14 protein-coding genes are annotated in these 16,506 nt (G+C 40.0%); 8 read left to right on the plus strand and 6 right to left on the minus strand.

What is annotated here, in order from left to right; translation table 11 throughout:
* Positions 1-621, plus strand: a complete 621-nt coding sequence (locus tag SSAL8618_RS05260) for an SGNH/GDSL hydrolase family protein (RefSeq protein WP_038675977.1) — start codon at positions 1-3, stop codon at positions 619-621.
* Positions 618-1,469, plus strand: coding sequence for a patatin-like phospholipase family protein (locus SSAL8618_RS05265; RefSeq protein WP_013990642.1), 852 nt, complete (start codon positions 618-620; stop codon positions 1,467-1,469). The genes SSAL8618_RS05260 and SSAL8618_RS05265 overlap by 4 nt, the downstream gene beginning before the upstream one ends.
* Before the next feature lie 30 nt (positions 1,470-1,499).
* Here SSAL8618_RS05265 and SSAL8618_RS05270 read toward each other — a convergent pair whose 3' ends face one another.
* The 3 genes from SSAL8618_RS05270 to SSAL8618_RS05280 all read right to left on the minus strand — a co-directional run bounded on the left by SSAL8618_RS05270 (position 1,500) and on the right by SSAL8618_RS05280 (position 5,794).
* Positions 1,500-2,837, minus strand: a complete 1,338-nt coding sequence (locus tag SSAL8618_RS05270) for a D-alanyl-D-alanine carboxypeptidase family protein (RefSeq protein ID WP_038675979.1) — start codon at positions 2,835-2,837, stop codon at positions 1,500-1,502.
* A gap of 184 nt (positions 2,838-3,021) precedes the next feature.
* A complete protein-coding gene (locus SSAL8618_RS05275) occupies positions 3,022-4,368 on the minus strand; it encodes a D-alanyl-D-alanine carboxypeptidase (RefSeq protein ID WP_038675982.1) in 1,347 nt (448 codons plus the stop codon).
* A 229-nt stretch (positions 4,369-4,597) separates the two neighbouring features.
* Positions 4,598-5,794 carry a cation diffusion facilitator family transporter gene (locus tag SSAL8618_RS05280; protein WP_013990637.1) on the minus strand — a complete coding sequence of 399 codons (1,197 nt, stop codon included), beginning with the start codon at positions 5,792-5,794 and terminating at the stop codon, positions 4,598-4,600.
* A 213-nt stretch (positions 5,795-6,007) separates the two neighbouring features.
* Here SSAL8618_RS05280 and SSAL8618_RS05285 point away from each other — a divergent pair, with 213 nt between their 5' ends.
* From SSAL8618_RS05285 to SSAL8618_RS05295, 3 genes are all read left to right on the plus strand, one after another.
* Positions 6,008-6,661, plus strand: coding sequence for a uracil-DNA glycosylase (locus tag SSAL8618_RS05285; RefSeq protein ID WP_038675984.1), 654 nt, complete (start codon positions 6,008-6,010; stop codon positions 6,659-6,661).
* Between the two features lie 19 nt (positions 6,662-6,680).
* Complete coding sequence (locus SSAL8618_RS05290) at positions 6,681-7,949, plus strand: dihydroorotase (RefSeq protein WP_038675986.1); 1,269 nt, start codon at positions 6,681-6,683, stop codon at positions 7,947-7,949.
* A gap of 75 nt (positions 7,950-8,024) precedes the next feature.
* Positions 8,025-9,962: a DUF2207 domain-containing protein gene (locus tag SSAL8618_RS05295; RefSeq protein ID WP_038675987.1), complete on the plus strand. Its 1,938-nt coding sequence runs from the start codon at positions 8,025-8,027 to the stop codon at positions 9,960-9,962.
* Between the two features lie 166 nt (positions 9,963-10,128).
* On the opposite strand, the gene SSAL8618_RS05300 is transcribed toward SSAL8618_RS05295, so the two are convergent.
* The 3 genes from SSAL8618_RS05300 to SSAL8618_RS10820 are packed head-to-tail and all read right to left on the minus strand — an operon-like array spanning position 10,129 to position 12,665.
* The gene (locus SSAL8618_RS05300) at positions 10,129-11,418 is read right to left on the minus strand and encodes a hypothetical protein (protein WP_038675989.1); all 1,290 of its coding nucleotides are present in this window, start codon (positions 11,416-11,418) and stop codon (positions 10,129-10,131) included.
* Positions 11,408-12,256 (minus strand): ATP-binding protein, encoded by an 849-nt coding sequence (locus SSAL8618_RS05305; RefSeq protein WP_223896427.1) that lies wholly within the window; start codon positions 12,254-12,256, stop codon positions 11,408-11,410. Before SSAL8618_RS05305 ends, SSAL8618_RS05300 begins: the two co-directional genes overlap by 11 nt.
* Positions 12,243-12,665 (minus strand): hypothetical protein, encoded by a 423-nt coding sequence (locus SSAL8618_RS10820; protein WP_257001922.1) that lies wholly within the window; start codon positions 12,663-12,665, stop codon positions 12,243-12,245. Before SSAL8618_RS10820 ends, SSAL8618_RS05305 begins: the two co-directional genes overlap by 14 nt.
* 186 nt (positions 12,666-12,851) lie before the next feature.
* Between SSAL8618_RS10820 and SSAL8618_RS05310 the strand changes: the two genes are divergently transcribed.
* From SSAL8618_RS05310 to SSAL8618_RS05320, 3 genes are all read left to right on the plus strand, one after another.
* Positions 12,852-13,823: a thiamine pyrophosphate-dependent dehydrogenase E1 component subunit alpha gene (locus SSAL8618_RS05310; RefSeq protein ID WP_002884921.1), complete on the plus strand. Its 972-nt coding sequence runs from the start codon at positions 12,852-12,854 to the stop codon at positions 13,821-13,823.
* A gap of 24 nt (positions 13,824-13,847) precedes the next feature.
* Positions 13,848-14,846 (plus strand): alpha-ketoacid dehydrogenase subunit beta, encoded by a 999-nt coding sequence (locus SSAL8618_RS05315; RefSeq protein WP_038675992.1) that lies wholly within the window; start codon positions 13,848-13,850, stop codon positions 14,844-14,846.
* Between the two features lie 235 nt (positions 14,847-15,081).
* A complete protein-coding gene (locus SSAL8618_RS05320; protein WP_038675994.1) occupies positions 15,082-16,470 on the plus strand; it encodes a dihydrolipoamide acetyltransferase in 1,389 nt (462 codons plus the stop codon).
* The last annotated feature ends 36 nt before the right edge of the window (positions 16,471-16,506 follow it).

A 16,506-nucleotide genomic window follows, 5' to 3' on the forward strand; every position in this document is an offset into this window, starting at 1 on the left:
ATGATTGAAACAACTAGGCCCGAGCTTGTGGCCTATCAAGAAGAGCGTTTAGACAAATTTGTGAATGAAAATCAGAAGTTAGACAAAGGCCAAATTGTTTTTGCAGGGGACTCCATCACGGAGTTTTTTGCATTGAAAAAATATTTGGGTCGAGAGGTCCCCTTGGTAAACCGTGGGATTGCTGGAACAGACTCGGTTTGGCTTTTAGAACACCTTAAAGAGCAAGTTTTAGATTTGGAACCCAGTAAATTGGTACTCTTGATTGGTATTAACGACATCGGAAGGGGCTACCCCATTCGAGATATTGTCAATCGTATTTCCGATATTATCATGACAGTTCGTCAGGAATCCCTCTTTACTGAGGTCTATTTGCTGAGTGTTTTTCCGGTTAGTGAAAATTCACAATATGCTTCTAAGGTTAAGATTCGAAATAATGCGACTGTCCGTGAACTTAATCAACAATTAGCTGTTCTCCCTGGTGTGACCTATGTTGATCTTTATGATTACCTGACAGATGCCCAAGGACAGTTAAATGACACTTACACAACGGATGGTTTACACTTGAGTCCACAAGGTTATCAAGTCCTAGCAGAACCAATCAAGAAGGAGATTTTAGAATGAAGGTAGGTTTAGTCCTTGAAGGCGGAGGCATGCGTGGCTTATACACTGCTGGTGTTTTAGATGCCTTTTTAGAAGCTGGAATCAAAGTAGACGGTGTTGTATCAGTATCAGCTGGAGCGCTTTTTGGTGTTAATTACCTTTCTAACCAGCCCAAAAGAGCCCTTCGCTACAACAAACGATTCATGGGAGACCGTCGCTACATGAGTTTCTGGTCATGGCTGACGACCGGTAACTTCGTTAATAAGGAGTTCTCCTATTATAAGGTTCCAATGGAGTTAGACGTTTTTGATCAGGAGGCCTTTGCTGATTCGGGCGTTCCCTTCTATGTGGTTACTACAGATATTGAGACCGGCAAACCAGACTATATCAAGATTGATCATGTCTTTGAGCAAATGGAAGCCCTTCGTGCAAGTTCCGCCCTGCCTTTGGTTTCTGAAATTGTCGAGTACAAGGGTAAACGCTATATGGATGGTGGACTGTCTGATAGTCTTCCCATTGATTTTATGGAGAATTTGGGCTTTGACAAACTTATTGTCGTTCTGACGCGTCCTAAGGGTTATCGTAAAGAGCCATCTAAAACGAGTAAGCGAATCTACAAGCTCTTTTACCGCAAATATCCTGAATTTGTCCAAGTAGCATCAAATCGCCATATCCACTACAATAAGAGTATTGAAAAGATTGAGGCTTTGGAAAAAACTGGCAATCTTTATGCCATTCGTCCAGAGCATGCGCTTGAAGTTGGTCGATTGGAGAAGGATCCTGAAAAATTTGAGGCCATCTATCAAGAGGGATTGGAACAAATGCGAAATGAGATGTCTCATCTCAAAACATTTCTTGGAGACAACTAAAAACGTGCTCGGTTGAGCACGTTCTTTTAGTTATTGATTTGTCGAGCTTGACGGCGTTTTTTTGACTTTTTGACGACGTTTTTTCTCATTGATAAAAATTAAGTAGAGCACGTAAAGTGGTAATAAGAGAAAGCAGAACAAGGCAAAATGTTTCATAAAGTTATGCTTATTGCTTTTTTGTTTCTCTTTTTTACCTCCTGAAAAGAGGAAGAAGCCAGTTTTAGTTGCCTTGACAGTACTTGCTGTAATCTTAGGTGACACTGTTTTTAAGCCATTATCGACAAGGACATAATCATCTTTAACACTAATCTTAGGCTCTTGTCCTTTTTTGACTGTGGCATAGACATCTTTTTGGACATCGTATTTTTTACCATCAATCTTTTGTTTGCCCTTGCTTAGGACTTTCTTGTAGGAATAGTCTTTAAACATTTTCTCAATGAGGGAGTTACCGAAGGCATGACGGATTTTTTCGCTACTTTCGTCTTCCCAATTTCCAACGCCCAAGATAACTGAAATGACACGTTGATTTTCTCGTTTGCATGTGGAGATGTAGTTGTAATCTCCACGAGGACTTGAGCCTGTTTTTAGGCCATCGACTCCTTTGAGGCCATAATCAGCACCAGGCAAGGAGTAGTTGTAATTTTCAAAGGTTTCCTCGTATGGTGTTCCTTTTTTGACAGTTACTGTCTGTTGGCTAGTGTATTTAAGGATTTCAGGGTGATGTTTGATAAGGTTATAAGCCATGATAGACAAATCACGAGCTGTCGTCTGGTTAGAGTGGTTATTGTCATAACGTTTAGGCGTGTAGTAGCCTTTGTAAGATGCCGCCCCAGCTCCAGAGGCATTATACCATTTAGTGTTTGTCATGCCGAGCTCTTTAGACTTTTCGTTCATGCGATCAATCCACTTGTCAGGATCATTATTACTGAGATAGTTGGCAAGCATGACTGTTGCTGCATTTGAAGAGGGAACAGCTGTCATAGTGATAAGTTCCGAAACCGTGTATTTAACTCCAGAAACAATCTTGTTGTTTGAGATTTCGTAGATATTAGCAATAGCCTCATCGGTTGGCTTGGCTGTAATCACGGTGTCTTCTTTGATTTCTCCCTTTGACAAAGCATCAAAAACCAGGTAGAGAGACATGGCCTTACTCATGGAAGCGGGGTCACGTACTTCATCAATGTTATCTTGCCAAAGGATGTCCCCAGTATTGGCATCAATCAAAAGTGATGATTTAGGTCGATAGGTCTCGGTGGCTTCCTTGTAGCCTGCTTTTTGTGCAATATCTACCAGTTGGTCAGCGGACGACAGACTGGGAGCTAAAGCCAAACTAGCTACCAGGAAGAGTCCTAACAATTTCTTTTTCAAAATAATTTCCTTAGTAACAACGTTTAGACACTCTTAAAAGCATCCTTTAATCTATTTTTGTTATATGTTTGTAAAAAAAGTCATACTCGTCTATTATAGCATAGTTTTGGGTGGTTTTATCAGTATTCTTGGGGGACTTCCTTGAATAGAGTATAAAAAAAACGTGTCATGGACACGCTTTCTTTTATTTATTGATTTGTCTTGCTTGACGACGTTCTTTGACTCTTTGACGACGTCCTTTTTCATTAAGGTAAATCAAGTAGAGGAGACCAACTGGGATAAGGCATAGCAACCAGAAATAAACTGGTAGTTGGCCATTATTTGTTGCTTTAGTAGCCTTTTTATCTTTTTGGTTACTTCCAAAATCGAACCATCCCTTAACTTTAGTTGCCTTAACAGAAGTAGCCTTGATATTAGGTGATACTGTCTTCAGACCATTATCAATGACAATGTGATCATCTTTAACAGAGATTTTAGGGTCTTTGCCTTTTTTGACTGTGGCGTAGACATCTTTTTCGACAGTGTACTTTTTACCGTCGATTTCTTGATCACCCTTGCTAAGAACTTTCTTGTAAGAGAAGTCTTTATACATTTTCTCAACGAGGGCATTACCAAAGGTATGACGGATTTCTTCACCTGTTTGGTCAGACCAATCACCAGAACCCATAATGACAGCAATCATACGTTGATCACCACGCTTGATAGTATCAATATAGTTGAAGGCACCTTCTGGGCTTGATCCTGTCTTCAACCCATCAACCCCATCAATTCCGTATTTAGCTCCTGGAATAGAGTAGTTATAAGTTTCGAAGGTTTCCTCGTAAGGTGTTCCCTTTTTAACTGTGACAACAGGTTTGCTAGTGTACTTGAGAATTTCTGGGTATTTCTTGATGAAGTTATAGGTCATGATAGCCAAATCACGCGCAGTTGTTTGGTTGGTTTGGTTGTTATCATAACGTTGAGGACTGTAGTAACCTTTGAAGGCAACAGCAACGGCACCAGAAGCGTTAAACCATTTGGTATTGGTCATCCCTAGCTCTTTAGATTTTTCATTCATCATGTCAAGCCATTTATCAGGATCATTATTGGTCAAGTAGTTGGCCAGCATCACGGTTGTAACGTTAGAGGAAGGCACCGCCGTCATAGTGATGAGTTCTGAAACCGTATAATCAACACCCGCAACAATCTTGTTGTTGGAAATTTCGTAAATATCGGCAATAGCTTGGTCGGTTGGAGTAGCTGTGATAACAGTATCTTCAGAAATCTCTCCTTTAGACATAGCTTCAAAGACCAAATAAAGTGTCATGGCCTTAGACATAGAAGCAGGGTCACGCACCTCGTCAGCATTTTCTTCCCAGAGGACATCTCCGGTATTGCCATCAATTAAGAGGGTTGATTTGGGGCGATAGGCCTCAGTGGCTTCAGTATAACCAGCAGCGCGTGTGATATCCATCAATTCGTCTGCACTAGACAAACTCGGTGCTAGGGCTAGACAAGCTGCTAAAAGGACGGCAACAATTTTCTTTTTCACAATGTGTCTCCTTTAATATCTATGGGGTTCTGTAGCTGTCAGAACCTATTTCTATCTATTAATAACATTTGCCTGTCAAAACCCTAAATTCAGTAGTGACAAACACTTTCATTATAACATATAAAAGTTATAGTTTTCCTAACATTCGGCATTTTAATGTAATTTTTAGAATCGATTGAAGGTTAAATAAAATATAGTTGGAAACAGAAAAAACGAGCTTACTTGCTCGTTACTTTTCATCTTTTATCCTTGTTACTTGGTGGTAAATCATGAACCAGGTTTCATTTCGACGCCAGATACTAGTGTGGAAATTTCCTCCCAACTCATAACTAATTAATTTCGTTTTTTGACTAACAGATGTCATCTTGAAGCTGTCAAAGTTATTGAGAAGTGGTTGTTGATTGGCGATGACTTCTTCACGAGTGTGATGATGACCATTTTCATCGATTAAGTAGAAGTCAGGTGCCAAGAGATTTTCATAGTCAGGAATTTTTGACAGAATAATCTTTTCATTGCGAGAGAGTTTGTGAAGGACATTGCCATAAATTTCATCTTCGGGAATAGCAGCGGGCTCTACGTGGACATCAGTGTCATAAACGGAGAAACGCTTGCTGAGGACCTCCTCGATTTGTTCGGTAATGGCATGACTCTCGTAAACAGAGAGGTCAGGATTCATTTCAACCACAATATCAAGATAGACGTTGCTACCATAAGAACGGCCACGTTGCTTTTTAACCTTAGTGACTTTTGGAATCTCAAGAATGGCTTTTTCATAGGCCTTGAGGTTTCTCTCATCGAAACCGTCTGACAAACTAAAGGTTGCTTCCATGAAGATATCATAGGCTGTCTTTAGGATGAAGAAGGTAATGATAATGGCAGTAATATAGTCGATAATCGTCAGGTTGAAGGATGCTGCAACGATAGCGATTGAGGTACCAATAGAAGTTACAGCATCGGAGAGATTGTCCTTGGCAGCAGCAATCAAAGCACTAGATTTTAGCTTTTTAGCAAGTCTTTTATTGTAAAAGTAAACGCCACACATGACGATAGCAGATAGGATACCAACAGTGGCACCAAGTGGATCAACCACAGTTTCCTCTCTTAGAAAAATCTTTCGGACTGTTTGAATGAGGACCTGGAAACCTACTACGAACATGATAAAGGAAGTGACTAGGCTTGATAAGTCTTCAATCTTCCAATGACCAAACCTATGATCTGCATCAGCTGGTTGACTAGCTAGGTGCAATCCAATGAGTAGGGCTACGTTCCCCAAAATATCTGACAAGTTATTGAAACCATCGGCAATCAAAGAGCTAGAGTTTAAAAAGTGTCCAGCTAAAAGTTTTGCAATGGTAAGAAGAACGTAGGCAGCAATACTGACAATAGGACCTCGTCTAGCTGCTCTTAAATTTTCATACGTAGTCATAGGATTACCTTTTCTCTTAAAATACAAGTTTAAATTATAGCATAAAACTATAATGAGTTAAAGGTTGTAAGCCCTTTAAACTTGTGGATTCATTCATTTTTAAAACTTTATAGAAAATGCCTAGTAATCAGGGTGTTTTTTCAGTATTTTCCGAATATTCCCTACAAATTATGGTATAATTTAGGGTGTAAAACAGTCTAAAAAGAGGTTTTTATGGAACATTCGACATGGCACAAGCTTCTGAAAGAGGAACTGCCAGATCATTATTTTTCAAAGATAAATCAGTTTATGGATCAGGTTTATAGTCAGGGAACGGTTTATCCGCCACGTGACAAGGTTTTTAATGCCTTGTTGGAGACCCCATTTGAAGAAGTGCGGGTGGTAATTCTTGGTCAGGACCCTTATCATGGGCCTCATCAAGCACAGGGACTATCCTTCTCAGTACCTGATAGCCTTCCTGCTCCCCCGTCTTTGAAAAATATTCTCAAGGAGTTAGAGGAAGATTTGGGTCCTAGACCCTTTCATGATTTAACGTCATGGGCTGAGCAAGGGGTGCTTTTGCTTAATGCCTGTCTGACAGTTCCAGCTGGTCAAGCAAATGGGCACGCCGGTCAGGTTTGGGAACCATTTACAGATGCTGTGATTAAGGTTCTCAATCAAAAGGATACTCCTGTTGTCTTTATACTTTGGGGTGGCTATGCTCGTAAGAAGAAAGCTCTGGTTACCAATCCAAAGCATGCCATTATTGAGAGTGCCCATCCGAGTCCCTTGTCGGTCTATCGTGGTTTTTTTGGCAGCAAGCCTTTTTCAAAAGCCAATGCCTACCTTGTATCTCAAGGCCAATCCCCAATTGATTGGTTGAAGTAAAATAGAAAGTTGGAAGATTATGTTACTGATTAAAAATGGTCGTGTTGTAGACCCTAAGTCTGGTTTGGATACGCAAGCTGATGTTCTTGTTGATGGTAAAAAAGTCGTTAAGATTGCGGAAAACATCGAAGCTGGAGATGCTCAAGTCATCGATGCGACTGGTCTTGTGGTTGCTCCTGGTTTGGTGGATATCCATGTTCATTTCCGTGAGCCAGGTCAAACCCACAAAGAAGATATTCATACTGGATCCTTGGCAGCGGCTGCAGGTGGTTTTACAACAGTTGTCATGATGGCTAACACTAATCCAACGATTTCAGACAAGGAAACCTTGGAGGAGGTCTTGACTTCAGCAGCTAAGGAAAATATCCATGTTAAGTCTGTTGCGACTATTACAAAGAACTTTGATGGTGAAAACATCACTGATTTCAAGGGCTTGCTTGAAGCCGGTGCTGTCGGATTCTCAGATGATGGTATTCCATTGACCAATGCTAGTATTGTCAAAAAGGCCATGGAGCTAGCTAAGGAGAATAATACCTTTATCAGCCTTCACGAGGAGGATCCTGATCTTAATGGTATTCTCGGTTTCAATGAAAATATTGCTAAAAAAGAATTCCATATTTGTGGGGCAACTGGTGTAGCTGAGTACAGTATGATTGCGCGTGATGTCATGATTGCTTATGATACACAAGCACATGTTCATATTCAACACTTGTCAAAAGCAGAATCTGTAAAAGTGGTTGAATTTGCTCAAAAACTTGGAGCTCAAGTTACTGCCGAAGTGGCACCGCAGCATTTCTCTAAGACTGAAGACCTCTTGCTCTCAAAAGGTGCTAATGCCAAGATGAACCCACCACTTCGTTTGGAATCTGACCGTCAGGCCGTTATCGAAGGGTTGAAATCTGGAGTTATCTCAGTTATTGCCACAGACCACGCGCCACACCATGCCGATGAAAAGAATGTCGATGATGTGACTAAAGCACCATCAGGAATGACTGGTCTTGAAACATCTCTATCTCTTGGATTGACCTACTTGGTTGAAGCAGGTCACTTAAGCTTGACTGAACTCTTGAAAGTAATGACTAGCAACCCATCTGATCTTTATGGCTTCGATGCCGGTTATTTGGCTGAAAATGGACCAGCTGACCTTGTAATCTTTGCGGACAAAGAAAAACGTCAGGTCACAGCAGACTTTAAGTCTAAAGCAGCCAATTCACCATTTGTGGGCGAAGAGCTTACGGGTAGTGTTAAATATACTATCTGTGACGGTGAGATTGTTTATCAAGCCTAAATAAGGGATCAGAGCAGGGCACATCGAGACACTTGGTGTTGCACCTGCTTTTTTAGTTCTTGAAGGAGCAAAATGATGAAAAAGATACTAAAAGGTCTTGTTAAATATGTTACTTTAACTGTTCTGTTAGTCTGTTTTCTGCCGTTGTCTTTGCAGCACGTTAAAGCTGATGAGGTAGAGTATAGTCTGCCTTCCTATGTTGGTCACCTTTCAATTCAAGATGATGGTAATGCGACGTTTACGCAGGAAGTGACTTATGATTTTGATAGTGATTATAAAGGTCAGTATGTAACCTTGGGGAAAATTGGTGGTTATTCTATTATGGATGATCCCAAGGTTTCAGCAACCGTAAACGGGAAAGAAAAAACAGATATTACAGTTGAAAAAACAGACTCCTATGAAGGTGTTAAACTCAAAGTTTATAATTCAGGTTCAGATGGTGATAGGGTTGTCCTCAAAGTTACTTGGCAAATCCAACACCTGTTGAATCTATATTCAGATATTGCAGTTTTAAATTGGTTTCCTATCTCTGATTGGGATAAAGGATTTGGACAGATTGATTTCACAGTTGATGGTCTAGATGCAAGTCAAGGAGAGCTTTACGCTCACGCTGGCTATTTTGGAAAAGATCCACAGGTTAAGCGTACTTCTACAGGTTATCAGGTTCATGTAGACAATTTACCAGCATCAGGTAAATTGGAATTACACGCCTACTGGCCGATGACCAGTGCTTTACGAGAAAATAATCAGGCTTACTTATTAAATAAGACGAATAAGGCAGACTTTCTAAAAAAAGAAGCAGATATCAAGAAATCTAAAGAAAACTTTCGCCGCATTTTTTATGTCATCTTACCACTTGTGATCTTAAGCTTTGTTCTTATTGGTATTTTCTGTTACCTCATTGTTCTTTATAGCACTAGGATGCCTTCTTTCCCTCGAGATGCCCGTCTTTATGAAGCCCCTCAAAATTTAGCACCTTTGGTCCTAGCCAAGAATGTTTATAATCAGTCCTTCGACAAAACAGGTCTAAAAGAAGAAACGGGTCCTCTGAAGTTTAAATATATGGTGCAAGCTACCATCCTTGATTTGATTGATAGAGGTCATCTCACCTATAGACAAGAAGGTGATAGTAATATTCTGACACGTATTAAAAAGGAGGGGCTCTCTTCATTTGAAGTGTCTTTCTTGGATATGTTGTTTGATGGTCGCATGGAAATTAGAGATACGGAAATGTTCTCGCGCTATTATCTTGATAAAGATGCTCTAGAAAAACAATTTAAGAGTGCTAGAACAAGCTATGAGCGTGAAGCAATACGTTCCCAAGGAAAACGTGTCAAATATCAATTCACTAATGACGGCTATCAAGTAGCAAAAGGCGTAGAAAAAGAGGAATTTGCGCTTGGACTTCCTAAAATTTATAGAGATTTTAGTCCGAAAGAAAAGACATTTAACCTATTGGGAGTAGCAGCTTTGGTACTTTCAATGTTGCTTTGTATTCTTTCAACCTTGTTCTTATTTGCTGCCTTTGGATCAGGACTAGGTTTTTACTATATTCTTGGCCTTCTACCTATAGCAGGAGTTACCATTTTATTCTGGTACTTAGTGAAAAGACGTCGTCAGAGATGTCTTGATGCAACTCAAATTTCAACCTATTACCAGTGGCATAGCTTTAAAAATATGATTAAGAGTATTCCTAGTTTTAAAGAATCCGAACTAGAATCTGTCATCCTTTGGAATCGTATCTTGGTTTATGCGACACTCTATGGACAGGCGAAAAAAGTTAGTGATGTCCTAAAACGTTACAACATTCACCTCAGCAATCCATCTCTAGATGAGTTTACTTATTCAGCAGCACCATTTATCATGATGAATAATGTCAATTATCTAGAATCTTACGTTTCTGCCTCAGATAGCGTAAGTAGCTTCTCTATCAATTCGAACAGTGGTAGTGGCGGCTTTGGAGGCGGTGGCTTCTCTGGTGGTGGCGGAGGAGGCGGAGGCGGTGCCTTCTAAGCCTACTAGTCGGAGTTTACTATTTGTAGAGACACTCAGTCTATATGATTTTGAGTGTCTTTTTGTTTGTCGAAGAATTATCCTTGTTCAAAAATGCTAGGAAGTTTGAGAGTGAAGAGATAAAAAGCAACAAAAAAAGAGCCGGTGGCTCTTTTTCAATATCATCTTAATAACCAGGTTCAAAGATTTCAATTATTTGAGTCAGATAACCTGCATGTAAACCGATACGATAGTCAACATTTGGCAAAGTCTTAACCAACTCATTCAGTTCTTTATCTTTGCTAACCTTATCAGCCAAAACTGGTAATTCAACGACAAGGAGTTGCGAGTGATCCAGTTGCAGGTAACTACTGTTGACCTTGATATCAGGACGAAGTAGTTTAAATATCGCTTTATCCGAAGCTTGGAGCAGTTGATATAAATCTAAGTCAGGTAAAGGAATCTCACCAAACTGAGGACTTATATTAATGGAAATATCGACATGTGACGCTCTCATTTCCAAAATACGATTTGAAAGAAAACTTGCTATTATTGGATTGCTAAGTCTATCCAAGTGTTCTTGAGTCTCTGGATTACCAATACTAGCATTGTCCGTTTTATAAATTTCAAGTAGACTCGTAGCTTTTGCGGTATCTTCATTTTCCAAGGCAAGAGAAACGTCCTTGAGATTTTTTTTGAATAGGTCGAAGGATTTTTGCTTTTGCGTGATAATTTGGATAAAGGATTTGCTGTAGTTAGTCATAGTACCCAACAATTTATGGCGTTCTTTGTTCAGCCTATCAATAGATTGTTGGTGGATAGCCTGGTTCCAATTGTAAAAATCCCATAGTAGTAGAGCAATGTATAGAACCAAGATAACAGACCTATTAGCATTGACCTTGAAAATTATTTCAAATAAATTTTTAGGATCATTAGTTGTCGTAAGGATACTGTTAAGACCATGGATAACAGTAAAGAAGACATAATAGACAGCTAGGAAGGCAGTGCTTCGCAACCAGTTACGTCTAGCCCAAACTTCGTCAAGACTACTCATCTGATTTAGGTCTATGGCGAAGATTTTAAGCGTTAGGAAAATGATTAATGGAGCTAAGATGTAGGTCAAGATATGTAAGTTCGTATCGAAAGAAACGTCACCTTTGATATGTAAGATGTGAGGGAGGATGACAAGTGAAAGTAGCCGTGTAGCCATATCAAAAAGGATAGTTGGATAAAAAGCGTAAAGCAAACGATGATAGAAAGAACGCTCTTTTACAAGAGCCAAATCAGCAACAAGGAAGAAAAGAGGGTCTACAACGATTTTTACGAGATTAAAATAGGATGCTGCAGCTACGTAGGACAAAAATAGAAGTAAGAGGTGTCCTCGTTGTGGCTTAACCTTAGACATAGTCTGGTAGAGGTACCAAATAGAAATGAAACTAACAGCCTGTAAGAGAGGATTGATAATATTAGTAATCATTGTAACCTCCTTTTGTCATGTCAATCTCAATTTGTAAGCGGTAAATACCAGCACGTGTATTAGAAACAATGTTAACGTTTGGATAAGTGGATAGGATCCTATTGACGCGTTTCAGTTCGGGATCAGAGAAATCAGAGGTAATAGCTGAATCTTCTTTAGTGCTTGAACTTTCAACGACAAAGTGTTGACTATCCTCGTCTTTAAAATAAGCATAGCTAAGATATTTCTGTTCACTATCTTGTGCTTGGTCAATGACATGATCCAAGATAGTTGATAGGACATATACCCAATCTAAAGGATAAATAGGATAAACGGTAATGGGTTCTGGAACCTCCATACTAACCCAAACCTCCAATTCTTTTGCCTTTAGAAATTTAGCTTCAAAGAGGACTCGCAAATCAGGGAGTTTAATATTTTCAAGTTTATCTCGATAAAAATGATCAATCTTCTTATCTAACGGATTCGGAGTCAGCAAGTAGTCAATTATCTCCTGAGCCTCCTCGTTTTGTTGGAAACGGATGATATCGTAGAGATTTTCAGCTTCGTCTTTGATGAAGAGTTCTTGGCTAGTTTTTTTCTGGTACCAAGTATTGATGTTCTGGCTTGATTTTTGAAGAAGCAGAGAATGTTCCTCTTGAGCTGCTTGTGTTTGTGCACTGAGGTCCTTTCTATAGAGATTAACCTGTCCAGATAGAATCAGAGCTGTAATAATAAGAAAGGTAATGGTAAAGTGAATGTCTGTTGAAAGAAGTTCAGAAGCAAAGTAAATAATGGCTAGAGCACAAAGAGCAACAGAGGTTGATTTGTACCATGGTCTTGCTTTGTCAATTTGCATCATTCGAGAGTAGTCCACTTGAAGAAGGGCATTTTGAGCGAACCATAGCAAAAAACGCAAGCAAAAGAATAAATGGACCAGCAAAATAATAATCTAGGACAGAAGGGAAAAAGATTGGAATAATCAGGAAAATTACCAGTCTCACCATTAAGGCAAAGGTGAAAGGTATGAAGGAAGTCTCCAAAATGGTATGTCTCAGATTTTTGTAGGATTTGTTAGCTAGAAAGAGCACAAGTGCAATAAAACCAGATTTTGGAAAGTAAATACCAAAATAACTAGAGGCAAAAATGACTAAAGCTGCTAAAATAAGAATCCAGTATCTTAAAGGCCTTTTCGTAGTTACCTTGAAGATAACAATTTGTAAAATAAAAGCTATACATGCCGTAAGCCCGTGAACGATGACGTCACTCAATATCAAATATTCTCCTATTCGGGTAAAATCTATACAATTATATCATAATGCGCTAAAAAAAAGCATACGGATTGCCTATAAGTGATAAGGTTGTAAGGCTTTTCATTTTTCAAGCATATTTCTTGCTCATTAAGTTTTTTTAACCTATCCTAGATGTATAGAAAAATTTCGATAGAGGAGATCGATATGGTAAAACTTTCTAAAGAGACACATCTTGAGATGTTCACTAAAATGGAACGTATTCGTGAATTTGATTCACGTATTAATAAATTGGTTCGTCGTGGTTTTGTTCAAGGGATGACTCACTTTTCAGTTGGTGAGGAAGCAGCCAACGTTGGTGCTGTTCAACACTTGAGCTATGACGATATCTTCTTTTCAAATCACCGTGGTCACGGACAATCTATCGCCCAAGACATGGATTTGAATAAAATGATGGCAGAGCTTGCTGGTAAGGCAACCGGTGTTTCTAAGGGCCGTGGTGGTTCTATGCACTTGGCAGACTTTGAAAAAGGTAACTATGGTACTAATGGTATCGTTGGTGGTGGTTACGCTCTTGCCGTAGGTGCAGCCCTCACTCAGCAATACAAAGAAACAGGAAACATTGTTGTGGCATTCTCTGGAGATGGCGCAACCAACGAGGGTTCATTCCATGAGTCAGTCAATATGGCAGCTACTTGGAAATTACCTGTTATCTTCTTTATCATCAATAACCGTTATGGTATCTCAATGGATATCCATAAAGCTACAAACACACCTCACCTTTATACACGTGCGGAAGCTTATGGTATTCCTGGTTTCTACTGTGAAGATGGTAACGATGTTTTGGCAGTCTATGAAACAATGGGCAAGGCTGTTGAGCATGTCCGTGGTGGTAACGGTCCTGCTATCGTTGAGGTAGAATCTTACCGTTGGTTCGGTCACTCAACTGCCGATGCGGGTGTTTACCGTACTAAGGAAGAAGTTGACGAGTGGAAGAACAATAACGACCCTATTATTAAATACCGTGACTATCTTGTTGCTGAAAATATCGCAAGCGCTGAAGAGTTAGATGCTATCCAAAGCCAAGTTAAGGCAGAGGTTGATGCAGCTTATGAGTTCGCCCAAAATAGCCCAGATCCAGAACTTTCAGTTGCCTTTGAAGATGTATGGGTAGACTAAAGAGAAAGGTTAAGGAATACAAGTATGAGTGAAACAAAATTGATGGCCTTGCGTGAGGCAGTAAACCTTGCTATGAGCGAGGAAATGCGTAAAGACGAAAATATCTTCCTTATGGGTGAAGATGTTGGTATCTATGGTGGTGACTTCGGTACATCAGTTGGTATGTTGGCAGAGTTTGGTGAAAAACGTGTTAAAGATACACCAATTTCAGAGGCGGCTATCGCTGGTGCAGCTGTTGGGTCTGCCATTACAGGTCTTCGTCCAATCGTTGACTTGACTTTCATGGACTTCATCACGATTGCCCTTGATGCTATCGTTAATAATGGTGCAAAAAACAACTACATGTTTGGTGGTGGTTTGAAGACTCCTGTAACCTTCCGTGTAGCCTCTGGTTCAGGGATTGGTTCTGCGGCACAGCACTCACAATCTCTTGAGTCATGGTTGACTCACATTCCAGGGATTAAAGTGGTTGCTCCAGGTAATGCTAACGATGCTAAAGGTCTTTTGAAATCTGCTATTCAAGATAATAACATTGTTATTTTCATGGAACCAAAAGCACTTTACGGTAAAAAAGAAGAAGTAACACAAAATCCTGATTTCTACATTCCACTTGGAAAAGGTGAAATCAAGCGTGAAGGAACTGACCTTACTATTGTCACATATGGTCGTATGTTGGAACGTGTTCTTAAGGCTGCTGAAGAGGTGGCTGAACAAGGTATCAATGTTGAGGTTGTTGACCCACGTACGCTTATCCCACTTGATAAGGAATTGATTTTCGAGTCAGTTAAGAAGACTGGTAAACTTATGTTGGTCAATGATGCTTATAAGACTGGTGGATTCATCGGTGAGATTGCTGCCATGGTTACAGAAAGTGAAGCATTTGATTACCTTGACCACCCAATTGTACGTTTGGCAAGTGAAGATGTGCCTGTACCTTATGCGCGTGTCTTGGAACAAGCGGTTCTTCCAGATGTTGAAAAGATTAAGGCTGCTATTATCAAGATGGTCAATAAAGGAAACTAACTTTCTAGCGACGGTTAAGTGATATTTCTCGCTAGTAAAATGTGTTTCTTGTTTTAACTGTGGGAGTATCGGAAATTATAATTTAAAGTAGAAAGGAGAGGGCGTTAAAGCGTTTGAGTCAATTTGAACTCGAACGAAATGCTTCGGAATTTAGATAGTTTTACTGGTGTGCAAGCACACTAACGTAAAACTCCTAAAATTCTGTCGCATTTTAGCGTTCTTAGTATCATAAAATATGGCTTTTGAGATTATTATGCCTAAGCTTGGTGTTGATATGCAGGAAGGCGAAATCATCGAGTGGAAGAAACAAGAGGGTGATGTGGTTAATGAGGGAGATATTCTTCTTGAAATCATGTCAGATAAAACGAACATGGAACTTGAAGCAGAAGATTCTGGTGTTCTTTTGAAGATTACTCGTCAGGCTGGTGAAACTGTACCAGTTACTGAAGTTATCGGTTATATTGGAGCAGAAGGTGAAGTTGTGGCTGATAATGCTGCGAGTGCACCTGCAGTTGAAGCTGCTCCAAAAGTTGAAGAAGTTGCCGCTGTAGAAACACCTGTAGTAGCAACGCAAACACAAGCACCTATCGTTCACGAAGGCGGCAAAGTACGTGCAACACCTAAGGCTCGAAAGGTGGCGCGTGAGTTGGGGATTGACCTCGCTCAAGTTCCAGGAACTGGAGCAAAAGGTCGTGTTCATGCAGATGACGTTGAGAACTTTAAAGGTGCTCAACCTAAGGCGACTCCATTGGCACGTAAGATCGCAGCGGACCTTGGTATTGACTTAGCTAGCGTATCTGGAACAGGCTTTGGTGGTAAGATTACTAAGGAAGATATCCTTGCAATCAGTACTCCAGCGCAAGTTAAAGAAGCGGCTGCTGCACCTGTGGTTGAAGCTAAACCTGAAAAAGTCTTGCCAGAAGGCGTGGAAGTTATCCCAATGTCTGCTATGCGTAAGGCAATTTCTAAGGGAATGACGCACTCATACTTGACTGCACCAACCTTTACTCTTAACTATGATGTTGATATGACTAACCTTATGGCTCTTCGTAAGCAAGTCCTTGACCCAATCATGAATAAGACTGGTATGAAGGTAACCTTCACGGATTTGATTGGTTTGGCAGTTGTGCGTACTCTTATGAAAGAGGAACACCGTTACCTCAATGCGTCATTGATTGATGATGCACAAAATATCGAATTACATAAATTTGTTAATCTCGGTATTGCCGTTGGTCTCGATGATGGCTTGATTGTACCTGTCGTTCACGGTGCAGATAAGATGAGTTTGTCTGAGTTCGTTGTGGCTTCTAAGGATGTCATCAAGAAGGCTCAAGCTGGTAAATTGAAGGCTGCAGAAATGTCAGGTTCAACTTTCTCTATTACTAACTTGGGAATGTTTGGAACTAAGTCATTTAACCCAATCATCAACCAACCAAACTCAGCTATCCTTGGTGTTTCAGCAACTATTCAAACTCCAGTTGTTGTTGATGGAGAAGTTGTCGTACGACCAATCATGGGTCTATGCTTGACAATTGACCACCGTATCGTAGATGGTATGAATGGTGCCAAATTCATGGTTGATTTGAAACATTTGATTGAAAATCCTATGGAATTGTTGATTTAAGAAAAAAATATCTGAAAACTGAAGTTTTAATAGAAA

It is taken from the genome of Streptococcus salivarius, from assembly GCF_000785515.1.
In the GTDB taxonomy this organism is placed as follows: Bacteria; Bacillota; Bacilli; order Lactobacillales; family Streptococcaceae; genus Streptococcus; species Streptococcus salivarius.